Genomic DNA, 12,367 nt, shown 5'->3' with positions numbered 1-12,367 from the left:
GGGGTGCGCCGTCCACCTCTTGAACCTTATGGCCTGTCCATATGATAGCACGCCGCGGCCTGGCCGGGACGAACATGCTCGGTCGGCGGCATCTTGGTCTTGCAGATGTCCGTTGCCTTCCAGCAGCGCGGCGAGAAGACGCAGCCGGCCGGCGGATTAAGCGGTGAGGGCGGATCGCCTTGCAGGCGGATACGCTCGCGGCCGCGCGCCCGCTTCGGGTCGGGGATAGGCGCGGCAGAGAACAAAGCCTGCGTATAGGGGTGCGCCGGATGGTCGAAGACCGTGGCGGCATCGCCCGCTTCCACCACCTTACCGAGGTAAAGCACCAGCACGTCGTCCGAAATCAGGCGCACGACGGAGAGGTCGTGGCTGATGAAGATCAGCGTCAGGCCGAACTCCTTGCGCAACTTGCGCAACAGCGTGATTACCTGACCCTGGATCGAGACGTCGAGGGCCGAGACCGGCTCGTCGCAGACGACGAGCTTCGGCCGCGTCACAACGGCGCGGGCGATGCCGATGCGCTGCGCCTGGCCGCCCGAAAATTCGTGCGGATAGCGATTAATCATTTCCGGCACCAGGCCGACCGCCGCCATGATTTCACGCACGCGTTCCTGTCGCTGCGCCTTTGTCAGTTTCGGCTCGAACACCGAAAGCGGCTCGGCGATGATGTCGCCGACGGTCATACGCGGGTCGAGCGAGGCGATCGGATCCTGGAAGATGATCTGCATGTCGCGGCGGGCGGCACGCATCTCCTCTTCGGAAAGATCCAGCAGGTTGCCGCCCTGCCACATGACGCGGCCCTTCTGCGCTTTGATCAGTCTGAGGATGGAACGGCCAAGCGTCGACTTGCCGCAGCCTGATTCGCCGACGATGCCGAGCGTGCGCCCCGTCTTCAGCTCAAAACTGACATCATTGACCGCCGTCAGGGTCAACGGCGCCTTGAAGAAGGATTTCGACGGCAGTTCGAATTGCGTGGTTAGGTGTTCGACCTTCAGAAGCGTTTGCTCAGCCATGGACGAGGCTCCGTTCCTGATTAGCCGAAAGGGGATGGAAGCAGGCGGCGCAGCGTCGCGGCGCAAGCTGGTCGAGCGGCGGCGGCGCGTCCAGACAGTCATCCTGCACATGGGCGCAGCGCGGCGAAAAAGCGCAGCCGCGCGGCAGATGCATCAGGTTCGGCGGCCGGCCAGGAATGACGGCGAGATCGTCGACATCCTGGTCTGGTCGCGGGATGGAGGCGTGGAGTGCCGCAGTGTAGGGATGGGCCGGATTTTCGAACAACTCTTCGACCGGCGCTTCCTCGACGATGCGGCCGGCATACATGACGGCGACGCGATCGGCGAGGCCGGCGACGACGCCGAGATCATGGGTGATCATCACCAACGCGGTATTCATTTCCGCCGTCAGCTCGTTGAAGAGATCGAGGATCTGCGCCTGGATCGTGACGTCCAGCGCAGTCGTCGGCTCGTCGGCGATCAGGAGCTTCGGCTTGGTGAGCAACGCCATGGCGATGACGACGCGCTGACGCATGCCGCCGGAGAGTTCGTGCGGATAGAGATTGAAGCGCCGGGTCGGGTCAGGGATGCCGACGCGCTTCAGCATATCGAGGGCTGCCGCCGAGGCCGCGCGCGCCGAAAGCCCGCCATGGACTTCGAGCTGCTCGGTCAACTGCCGGGAGATCCTCAGCGAGGGATTGAGGGCGGTCATGGGGTCCTGGAAGACCATGGCCATGTCCTTGCCGCGCACGTTGTCGAGCTCGCGCGGCTTCAAAGTCAGCAGGTCTTTGCCATCCAAAAGCGCCTGGCCGCTGGTGCGGCCGTTCTTGGCGAGCAGGCCCATCAGTCCGAGGAAGGTCTGGCTCTTGCCGGAACCGGACTCGCCGACGATGGCGACACGTTCGCCACGGCCGATCTTCAGGTTCATCTTCGAGACAGCGGCGACTTCGCCTTCCGGTGTGCGGAACGTGATGGAATAGTCTTTGAGTTCGAGAAGCGTTTCTGTCATGTCAGCGATCCTTCGGATCGAAAGCGTCGCGCAGGCCGTCGCCGATGAAGAGTAGGCTCATCAGCAGGGCGACAAGGAAGCCGGCGGGGAAGAACAGCAGCCAGGGCGTGGTCTCCATACCGGCTGCGCCATCAGCGATAAGGGTTCCAAGCGAGGTCAGCGGTTCCTGCACGCCGAAGCCCAGGTAGGAAAGGAAGCTTTCCGTGGCGATGATCTCGGGAATGGTGAGCGTCGCATAGATGACGACCGGCCCGACGAGGTTCGGAACGATATGCTTCAGGATGATCTTGAACGAACGCTGGCCGGAGGCCCGCGCCGCTTCGATGAATTCCCGCTGCTTGATGGAGAGCGTCTGGCCACGCACGATGCGCGCCATGGTCAGCCATTCCAGCGCGCCGATTGCCGCAAACAGCAGATAGACGTTGCGGCCGAAGATCACCATCAGCAGGATGACGAAGAGCACATAAGGGAGCGCGTACATGATGTCGACGAAACGCATCATGATGGCGTCCACACGGCCTCCGAAATAGCCCGAGACAGCGCCGTAAAGCACGCCGATGATAACCGAGACTAAGGTGGCGACGAGCGCGACGGTCAAAGAAACGCGTGTGCCGTAGAGCGTGCGCGCTAGGAGGTCACGGCCATTGCCGTCGGTGCCAAAATAATGGCCGGCGGCGAAATCTGGCGGGCCACGGAAAGAGGCCCAATCCGGATCCTCATAGTTGAAAGGAAGGAAGTTCGGGCCAAAGATGGCGATGAGGATCAGCAACGCCAGCACAATGAGGGACAGCGCGGCTGCCTTGTTGCGCAGGAGGCGTCGCATCGCGTCGCCTGTCAGGGAACGGCCCTTCGGCGCAAGTCCCTCGGCGGACAGCAACTCCGCTTCCAGCAATTCTCGCTTTGCAGGGTTGAGGATCATCGCATTCTCACTTTCGGGTCGAGCCATGCATAGGTGATGTCGACGAGCAGGTTCAGGAACACGATCAGCACCATGTAGAAGATGACCGTGCCGAGCACCATGCCGTAGTCACGGTTGAGCGCAGCACCGACGAAATAGCGTCCGACGCCGGGAAGGCCGAAGATGCTTTCGACCACGAGCGAACCGGTGAGCAGGTAACTTGCCGCCGGTCCGAGATAGGAGACGACGGGCATCATTGCCGGCTTCAGCGCATGGCGCATGACGGTCAGGCGCGGTCCGATGCCTTTGGCCTTGGCGGTGCGGATGAAGTTTTGGTTCATCACCTCGATCATGGAGCCGCGCATCAGACGCGAGATGCGCGCGGCATGCGGCAATGTCAGAACGACGACCGGAAGGATCAGGAACCTGATCGAGCCGTTACCCCAGCCGCCGACCGGCAGCCACCCAAGTGTATTGCCGAAGACGAGCTGCAGGATAGGGGCGATCAGAAAGCTTGGCATCACCAGGCCGATGAGGAGGCCCCCGCCCAGCCAATAGTCGGCGCTCCGGTTCTGGTAGAGCGCCCCAAGACAGCCGATGAATACGCCGATGATCGTTGCAAGAACGAAGGCGGCGCCACCAATGGTCAGCGTGTAGGGAAAGCCCGACATGATCTGTTGGGTGACGGTGAAATCCTGGTTGGCGAAGGAGGGGCCGAGGTCGCCCTTCAGCACATCGCCGACATAGATCAGATATTGTTCGACAAGCGGCTTATCGAGGTTGTAGTGGGCCGCGAGGTTGGCTTTGACTTCCGGCGGCAATGGCCGTTCGCCGTCGAACGGGCCGCCCGGAGCGAGGCGCAGGATGAAAAAACACACTGTCACGGCAATCCACAGGACAGGGATTGTCGACAGCAGGCGACGGAGAGCGTAGCGAAACATGGGTGCGTTGGGGCCCCGCCCGGCAAGAGCGAGCGGGGCCTTTTCCTATTATTCTTTGATGGACAGCCAGCGGGTGCGGTGAATGTCCTGAATATTATCCACGAAGCCCTGGACCTTTGGAGCTACGATATTCTGGGAAACGTAGTAGTAGATCGGGATCGCGGCGCTGTCGTCGAGCGCAAGCTGCTCGGCCTTCTTGAAGGCCTCGGCCCGCTTCTTCAGGTCGGTTTGCTCGTTACCTTCTTTGATCAGCGCATCATATTGCGGGTTGCTCCAGCGGCCATAGTTCATCTCGACGCCGGTCGACAGGAGGTTCAGGAAGTTGATGGGATCGTTATAGTCGGCGAGCCAGCCGGCACGGCCGATTTCCACCTGGCCGCGCTGCATTTCATCGTAATGCACCTTGGTTTCGGTGTTGTAGAGCTCGATATCGACGCCGAGCGGCTTCCACATGGCGGCGATCGCAACGGCGATACGCTTGTGGTTGTCATTGGTGTTGTAGCGCAGCTGCGCCTTCAGCGGGTGATCGGGGCCGAAGCCGGCTTCCTTGAGCAGTTTCTTGGCCTCTTCGACCTTTTGGCTATAGGGCTCGTCCTTCCAGCTTACGAAAGCCGGTTCGCCATAATTGGCCGTGCCCGGCGGCACCCAGGAATACATCGGCAGTTCGCCGGTGCCGAGGATCTTCGGCCCGATGACTTCGCGATTGACGGCCATGGAGAGGGCCTGGCGCACGCGCTTGTCGTTGAACGGCGGCTTGGTGGCGTTCAGGACGTAATAATAGGTACCGAGGAACGGAACCACATGCGCCTGGCCAGGAAGGTTCTTATGAATCCATTCAATCTGGTCAGCGGGGAAAGAGGTCAGGATATCGAATTCACCGGCGCGGAAACGCTTCAGCGCGGCAGCCTGGTCTTCCAGCGTGTAGAAGTTGACGTTGTCGATCTTGACGTCCTTGGCGTCATAGTACTGATCGTTCCTGACGTTGCTGACATGCGAGCCCGGCACCCATTCGACGGGCTTGTAGGGGCCGTTGGTGACGATGTTGCCGATCTTGACCCAATCGTCGCCCTTGGCTTCAACGACGTGCTTGGGCAGCGGATAGGCCGTGTAGTGCATCAACGCGTTGAGGAAGTAGGGGGTCGGGTTCTCAAGCGTGATCTCCAACGTCTTGTCATCGATCGCCTTGACGCCGAGCTGGCTGAGATCCTTGATTTCGCCCTTGTTGATCTTTTCCGCGTTCAGGATCGTATATTGCAGATAAGCGTATTGGGCGGCGGTCTTCGGGTCCATCAGGCGCTGGAAGGCGAAGACGAAGTCCTGCGCCGTCACCGGCTGGCCGTCGGACCATTTGATGCCATCACGCAGCTTGAAGGTATAGACCTTCTGATCGGGAGAAATGGTCCAGCTCGCCGCCTGGCCGGGGATCGGGTTGTCTTTGGGATCTTCCGTCACCAGGCCTTCGAAAATATCGCCGTCGATACGGTTTTCCCAATCGCCGGAGATTTTTTGCGGGTCGAGCGACGTCGGGTCGCCGCCATTGTGGATATTGAGGGTCGCGGCATGCGCAGAAACGCTCAATAGGGTGCCCAAGAAGGCCGATGCGATGAATTTTTTGGTGAAATGAGTCATGTCTTTCCCCACCTTTCTGGTGTTATAGGCCTTGTTTTTCAAGGCTGTTTTTGATCCCGCAGGTGACCTGTACGTGCAGGTCAATGTCGCAAGTTATCCGAAGCGACGTCGCTTTCAAGTCCCAAAGCGAGCCGTGGCTCATGGTTGTGAATATCCACCTTGGCACTTTTTCGAAACCACTTCACAATTTTTTGCTTACGCAATCCTAGGCTTCATGCTTGGCTCGGTTTGCAGCTTGCCGCCCAAGGCTTAGTGTGCGATCTGAAAAGCGATAGGAAATCAAGGCGGATTGTCTCATGAAATCAACGGGCAAAGTGGCGGGAGCCGATTGGTGGCGTGGTGCGGTGATCTATCAGGTCTATCCGCGATCGTTTCAGGATACCGATGCCAACGGGCTCGGTGATATCAAGGGCATCACCCGGCGCCTGCCGCATATTGCCGCGCTCGGGGTCGACGCCATTTGGCTGGCTCCATTTTTCACCTCGCCCATGGCCGATATGGGCTACGATGTCGCCGACTATTGCGATGTCGATCCGATCTTCGGCACGCTCGCCGATTTCGACGAGATGATGACGGCCGCGCACGCGCTTGGCCTCAAGGTCATCATTGATCAGGTGATCTCGCATACTTCGGATCGCCATCCCTGGTTCGTCGAGAGCCGGGCGAGCCGCGACAATCCCAAGGCGGACTGGTATGTCTGGGCCGATCCGAAACCGGACGGCACGGCGCCGAACAACTGGCTGTCGATCTTCGGCGGACCAGGTTGGGAATGGGACGGCGTACGCCGGCAATACTACCAGCACAATTTTCTGACCTCGCAGCCGGACCTGAATTTCCACAATGGCGAAGTCCAGGACGCCGTGCTTGCGGCGGTCAAGTTCTGGCTCGATCGCGGCGTTGACGGCTTCCGGCTGGACACCGTGAACTATTATTTCTGCGACAAGAAGCTGAGGGACAATCCGCCAGCCGTGATTGCCACCGGCGGATTGGATGCACCGGAAAGCAATCCCTATGGCATGCAGAACCATCTCCACGACAAGACGCAACCGGAAAATATCGGCTTTCTGAAGCGTTTCCGCGCGCTGCTCGATCAGTATGAGGCACGCACGACCGTCGGCGAGGTCGGCGACGGCGCTCGCTCGCTGCAGACGGTGGCCGCCTATACGAGCGGCGGCGACAAGCTGCATATGTGCTACACCTTCGATCTCCTCGGGCCGGATTTCACGCCGAAACATTTCCGCCGTTGCGTCAGCGATTTCCAGGAGAACGTCACCGACGGCTGGGTGTGTTGGGCCTTCTCCAACCACGACGTCAACCGGCATGTCAGCCGTTTTGCTGAAACGGAGGACGAGCAGCCGCGTGTCGCCAAGTTGGCGATCTCCTTGCTTTCCACCTTGCGTGGTTCGATCTGCCTCTATCAGGGCGAAGAATTGGGCCTGCCTGAGGCGCAACTCGCCTTCGAGGATTTGCGGGATCCCTACGGCATCCGCTTCTGGCCGGCTTTCAAGGGCCGCGACGGTTGCCGCACGCCAATGCCTTGGGAGGCGAGCCGCGTCCATGCTGGCTTCACCACGGCGGAAAAATCGTGGCTGCCTGTGCCCTATCAGCATGCAGCACTCGCCGTCGACAAGCAGGAGGCGGATCGAAACTCTGTTCTTCATCACTATCGCGAGACGCTCGCCTTCCGAAAGCAACACGCAGCGCTACTCGACGGTGACATGACATTCCTCGATACCAAGGAGAACGTTCTCGCCTTCACGCGCAAGAAGGGCAGCGAAACATTGTTCTTTGTCTTCAACCTGTCTCGCAAACCCGTAAAACTTGCCCTGCCAAGGGGGACCAAGGTGGTAAAAACCGTGCCGATGCCGGGCTTTGAGACTGCCAACGCGAGCGAGATGGTCACGCTTCAGGCATTGGACGTGTTTTGCGGGCAGGTCGCATGATCACCCGATCAGCATAAATTTGTCGACGTCGACAAGTCCCCGGTCCGAGATCTTCAGATGCGGAATGACAGGCAGCGGCAGAAAAGCGAGCTGCAGAAAGGGTTCTTCCAGTGTCGCGCCAAGGGCGTAAGCGGCCTGACGCAGATGATGCAGGATATCGCGCACGCTTTCGTAGGGCTCGAGGCTCATCAGTCCGGCGACAGGCAGGGCGATTTCGCCGGTGACGACGCCGTTCTCGACGACGACGAAACCGCCGTTGATCTCGCCGAGGCGGTTGGCGGCGCGGGCCATGTCGTCCTCATTGACGCCGACGACGCAGATATTGTGGCTGTCGTGGCCGACGGTCGAGGCGATCGCGCCCTTCTTCAGGCCGAAACCCTGGACGAAACCATTAGCATGGTTGCCGTTTTTGCCGTGCCGCTCGATGACGGCGACCCTGATGACGTCGTTGCCGAGGTCGATGTCCGTATGGTTGCCTTTGACGGGCAGATTGTAGCGGCGATGCTGCGTGATGATCTTGCCAGGGGTGACGCCGATGACAGAGCTCTCACCCTCGGTCACCGGCACACCGAAATCGGCAGCGTTGATCGGGCGCGCCTTGACGCTATCGAGGCCGACCGGAGCGACCGGCTTACGGCCCGCAAAAAGTTCCGGGGTGACGCGCCGGCCCGCAGAGAAGACGGTTTGCGCTTTGCAGTTCTCCAGGCTGTCGATGATGACGAGATCGGCGCGCCAGCCGGGTGCCACCAGGCCGCGGTCACTAAGGCCGAAGGCGCGGGCAGCCGAGATGGAGGCTGCGCGATAAATCGCAAGCGGCTCGACACCATGGGCAATGGCCGTGCGGATCATATAGTCGAGATGACCCTGTTCGGCGATGTCGAGCGGATTACGATCGTCGGTGCAAAGCGCCAGATAGGGCGACAGCCGCTCGGTCAGGATCGGCATCAAGGCGTGCAGGTCCTTGGAAACCGAGCCTTCGCGAACGAGGATGTGCATACCCTTGCGGATTTTTTCGAGAGCTTCTTCAGCTGTGGTCGATTCATGTTCGGTGCGAATGCCGGCTGCAAGATAGCCGTTGAGGTCGTTGCCGCGCAAAAGCGGCGCATGGCCGTCGATATGGCCGCCCTGGAAGGCGTCGAGCTTTTCCATGCAGACGGGGTCCTTGTGCACGACGCCCGGGAAATTCATAAATTCCGCGAGGCCGATGACCTTCGGATGGTCACGGAAGGGCAGGAGCCGCTCGATCGGCAGATCGGCTCCCGATGTTTCCAGATGCGTCGCCGGCACGCAGGAAGAGAGCTGGACGCGGATGTCCATGATGGTTTCCAGCGCGGAATCCAGAAAATACTGGATCCCTACCGTGCCAAGCACATTGGCGATCTCATGCGGGTCGCAAATCGCCGTGGTCACGCCCAAGGGCAGGACACAGCGGTCGAATTCATGCGGCGTTACCAGGGAGGATTCGATATGCAGATGGGTGTCGATGAAACCGGGAACAATAATCCGACCGGAAATGTCGATCTCCTCGCGGCCCTGGTAGTCGCCGCAGGTACCGACGATGCGGTCGCCGCAAATGGCAATGTCCGAGGCGACGAGGTCGCCCGTCACCAAGTCGAAAAACCGCCCGCCCTTGAACACGATGTCGGCAGGCTCCCGGCCAACGCCCTGGTCGATATAGCGTTCGAGTTCGGTGGTCATGGCTCTTCCCGTGCTTGCTGAGATTGCGTCTTGCCCCTCATCCCAACCTCTCCCCGCAGGCGCGGAGAGGGGTCTCTTTCGAATTCGAGGATCCTATCGTGACCCATGAAAAGCGAACTAGATATTGTTCTGCAAGATATCCCGCAGCTTGCCGAAGAGTTCGTCGATATGGTGCTTTTCGATGATCAGCGGCGGGGAGAGTGCGATGATGTCGCCGGTGGTGCGGATTAGCAGGCCCTTTTCATAGGCTTTCAGGAAGGCGGTGAAGGCGCGCTTGGTGGGTTCGCCGGCGATGGGGTCGAGCTCGATGGCGCCGATCAGGCCGGTGTTTCTGATGTCGATGACGTTCGGGCAGTCCTTCAGAGAGTGCAGGGCATCGGCCCAGTAGTCCGAAAGCTCGGCGGCGCGTGTCAAAAGGCCTTCTTCCTTATAAGTATCGAGCGTCGCGAGAGCTGCGGCAGAGGCTATCGGATTGCCGGAATAGGTATAGCCATGAAAGAACTCGATCATGTGCTCGGGTCCCTGCATGAAAGCATCGTGAATTTCCGAGGTCACGAAGACTGCGCCCATAGGGATGACGCCGTTGGTCAGGCCCTTGGCGGTCGTGATCATGTCCGGCTTCACGTCGTAATACTGCGCGGCGAAGGCCATGCCGAGGCGGCCGAAACCGGTGATGACTTCGTCGAAGATCAGCAAGATGCCGTGTTTGGTGCAGATTTCGCGCAGCTTCTGCAAATAGCCCTTCGGCGGGATCAGCACGCCGGTGGAGCCGGCGACCGGCTCGACGATGACCGCAGCGATTGTCGAGGCGTCATGCAATGTCACGATGCGCTCCAGCTCGCTGGCGATGTCGCCGCCGTGCTCTGGCTCGCCGCGGGTGAAGGCATTCTTGCCGGGAACATGGGTGTGGGGCATGTGGTCGACGCCCGTGAGCAGCGTACCGAACATCTTGCGATTGGAGACGATGCCGCCGACGGAGATGCCGCCGAAATTGACGCCGTGATAGCCGCGCTCGCGGCCGATCAAGCGGAAACGCGAGCCATTGCCCTTCACACGATGATAGGCAAGCGCCACCTTTAGCGCGGTCTCGACCGATTCAGAACCTGAATTGGTATAGAGGACGTGGTTCATGCCCTCGGGCGCGATATCCACCAGCCGATTGGCCAGCTCGAAGGCCTTGGGGTGACCGAGCTGGAAGGCCGGTGCATAGTCGAGTTCGCCTGCCTGCTCGCGAATGGCCTCGGTGATCTTCGGCCGGCAATGGCCGGCGTTCACGCACCACAAGCCTGCCGTTCCGTCGAGTACCTGCCGCCCGTCATGGGTGGTGTAGTACATGTCCTTGGCGCCGACGAAGAGGCGTGGCTCCTTCTTGAACTGGCGGTTGGCTGTAAACGGCATCCAAAATGCGCGCAGATCGTTGGGGGTGGCATTCAAACGGTCGGACATGCTGTTCTCCAAGGCCATTCGGGGGCCATTTCCCGATCGCGGCGTGGAACCACGCGATTTATTTACTGTCCGGTCAAATTATCAGCCGACCTCTTGGCGTCAAGACAAAGCTGGTCGCCAAGATGAAGGGTGGCTGGTTTCATTTTGGTTCTGTCTAATCTGGATTGCTGCGGCTTTCGCCGCGATGCCGTTGCGCCATATGGGCTAATCCAAGAGCGGGCGCCGGACGCGAAAAGGCTGGCAAATTCGAAAATTTGCCAGCCAAATCAGTTATGTCCGTGGTGATGAAAGCGGCAAGATCTTAAGGTGAAACTAGTTTTTCCTTAAAGATACTGCCTCGAATACTTAGAGCCAGTTTTGGCTATTAAGCAGCCGATCTACTTTTTTCCGGTTCGCAATAAATGTCTTCCAGCGTTTCCAGAACGCGGATGACCGAGTCCGAAGTGCTGGAGTAGTAAATCGTTTGGGCATCACGGCGGGTCTTCACCAGCTTCTGGGCGCGCAGCTTCGAAAGGTGCTGGGAAAGTGCAGATTGGCTGAGCCCCACCTGGTTGGCCAATACGCCAACCGGAACTTCACCCTTGACCAGGCTGCAAAGAATCATGAGGCGCTTCGGGTTCGCCATTGCAGATAATAATGCTGCCGCCACATTCGAGTGTTCGGCCAAATTTCTTGTCTTCATCTTCTAATCTTCCTAATGCGAAGCATACATCAGAAATTGCGGTATTTCTAATCGCGGAGTTAATCCGATAAGTAACAATACCAATATAGGCCAAAGATTGTATATACCTAAATTTAAGGTATCGAGTATGCTATTTTAGATATGTATGTATGAGTGTCCGATAGCTCCCCTAAGGGCGGGTTGAATTCCCATCTCAGGGCCTGATCCCGCCAAACTAGGTCGATTCCTGCCATATCCAGGCCACAAATCCGCCAATTTTTGCCACTCGAACCCTTCATCGCGCCTGTTATGGAGGTGATGATATCCGGGTAGCGGGCTAGTAATTCTTGCACTGTCGCATCTGACTGTTCGGCCAGCGCCTCGTTGGCTGCTGAAAGAATCATGAGATCATCACCTGGCAAAATATAGGCCTTTCCGAAGCCACCATTCAGGCTGGCGGTGAGGGGCACGAGGCGGAAAAAGCAGAAATCCGGAAAGTCGGCATAGAGCTTCGCTTTGGGATGGCGGGCGAGAAAACGCGCCCGAATGCGTCCGTGCAGACGGTTTTGCCGATTGATTCGCTCGGCGCTGCATTGGACGCTGAGGCGCGGATGGGCGAGTGGATCGCCCCTGCCGGGCTCGCCGAAGAGGACCGAAGCGCGCGGGTCTTTCGACAGTGCCCCGGTATGAGCTGAAAGGCCGGAGACCAGAATGACCGGCACACCGTCGATATCCGTGCCGGTCAAGACGCGGCTAACCGATGGAAAGCCGGTCTTGGGATCGATGACGGCAAGTGCAGCATAGCGGGCGGAGCGCAGCAGGATGCGTGCCTGCCTGCGTGCATCGTCATCGGTTTGCCGCAGTACGGACGGCTTGTCGTTCATGGTGATCTCCGTCATTTGACGTTCGGGGAACGTGACAGGCCTACAGCCCCGAAGCGTGGTATCCTATCGGCAAGGCCAGGATATGCAAAGCGACGTGTCTCGGGGAGTAGGAGGCCTTCAGGCGTTCGAAGACCTGTTCCTGGCGCTCGTGGTCACCAGAGACGGTGAAGTCGGGTAGGAACGGTGCATTACTGCACCATTCCCCCCTAAGAACCGTGCGTGCGAGTTTCCCCGCACACGGCTCAAGCCTCTGCAAAGCCCCGTTT

General features: G+C 59.4%; 10 protein-coding genes. 1 reads left to right on the top strand and 9 read right to left on the bottom strand.

Going from position 1 to position 12,367, the window contains the following annotated elements:
- Positions 1-26: 26 nt before the first annotated feature.
- From PY650_RS27445 to PY650_RS27425, 5 genes are read right to left on the bottom strand one after another with little or no spacing between them, the layout of a single operon-like run.
- Positions 27-1,013 (bottom strand): ABC transporter ATP-binding protein, encoded by a 987-nt coding sequence (locus tag PY650_RS27445; RefSeq protein WP_285882776.1) that lies wholly within the window; start codon positions 1,011-1,013, stop codon positions 27-29.
- On the bottom strand, positions 1,006-2,001 hold the full coding sequence (locus tag PY650_RS27440; protein WP_285882774.1) for an ABC transporter ATP-binding protein: 996 nt from the start codon (positions 1,999-2,001) through the stop codon (positions 1,006-1,008). Before PY650_RS27440 ends, PY650_RS27445 begins: the two co-directional genes overlap by 8 nt.
- Position 2,002: 1 nt before the next feature.
- Positions 2,003-2,920, bottom strand: a complete 918-nt coding sequence (locus PY650_RS27435) for an ABC transporter permease subunit (protein ID WP_285882772.1) — start codon at positions 2,918-2,920, stop codon at positions 2,003-2,005.
- Positions 2,917-3,840, bottom strand: coding sequence for an ABC transporter permease subunit (locus PY650_RS27430; protein ID WP_285882770.1), 924 nt, complete (start codon positions 3,838-3,840; stop codon positions 2,917-2,919). The genes PY650_RS27435 and PY650_RS27430 overlap by 4 nt, the downstream gene beginning before the upstream one ends.
- A 48-nt stretch (positions 3,841-3,888) precedes the next feature.
- Positions 3,889-5,469: a peptide ABC transporter substrate-binding protein gene (locus PY650_RS27425; RefSeq protein ID WP_285882768.1), complete on the bottom strand. Its 1,581-nt coding sequence runs from the start codon at positions 5,467-5,469 to the stop codon at positions 3,889-3,891.
- A gap of 296 nt (positions 5,470-5,765) precedes the next feature.
- On the opposite strand from PY650_RS27425, the gene bglA reads away from it, so the two are divergent.
- The gene (bglA, locus tag PY650_RS27420; protein ID WP_285882766.1) at positions 5,766-7,412 is read left to right on the top strand and encodes a beta-galactosidase BglA; all 1,647 of its coding nucleotides are present in this window, start codon (positions 5,766-5,768) and stop codon (positions 7,410-7,412) included.
- Here the strand turns inward: bglA and ade are convergent, their stop codons facing one another.
- The 4 genes from ade to PY650_RS27400 all read right to left on the bottom strand — a co-directional run bounded on the left by ade (position 7,413) and on the right by PY650_RS27400 (position 12,101).
- On the bottom strand, positions 7,413-9,110 hold the full coding sequence (gene ade / locus PY650_RS27415; RefSeq protein ID WP_285882764.1) for an adenine deaminase: 1,698 nt from the start codon (positions 9,108-9,110) through the stop codon (positions 7,413-7,415).
- Positions 9,111-9,227: 117 nt separating this feature from the next.
- Positions 9,228-10,556, bottom strand: coding sequence for an omega-aminotransferase AptA (aptA, locus tag PY650_RS27410; RefSeq protein ID WP_285882762.1), 1,329 nt, complete (start codon positions 10,554-10,556; stop codon positions 9,228-9,230).
- A 364-nt stretch (positions 10,557-10,920) separates the two neighbouring features.
- Positions 10,921-11,238, bottom strand: a complete 318-nt coding sequence (locus tag PY650_RS27405; protein ID WP_028751732.1) for an ArsR/SmtB family transcription factor — start codon at positions 11,236-11,238, stop codon at positions 10,921-10,923.
- Positions 11,239-11,351: 113 nt separating this feature from the next.
- Positions 11,352-12,101, bottom strand: a complete 750-nt coding sequence (locus PY650_RS27400; RefSeq protein ID WP_285882760.1) for a HugZ family pyridoxamine 5'-phosphate oxidase — start codon at positions 12,099-12,101, stop codon at positions 11,352-11,354.
- Between the last annotated feature and the right edge of the window lie 266 nt (positions 12,102-12,367).

It is taken from the genome of Martinezella calliandrae (assembly GCF_030272695.1).
Lineage (GTDB): Bacteria > Pseudomonadota > Alphaproteobacteria > Rhizobiales > Rhizobiaceae > Rhizobium > Rhizobium calliandrae.
This window is presented reverse-complemented; position numbering and strand designations above follow the sequence as displayed.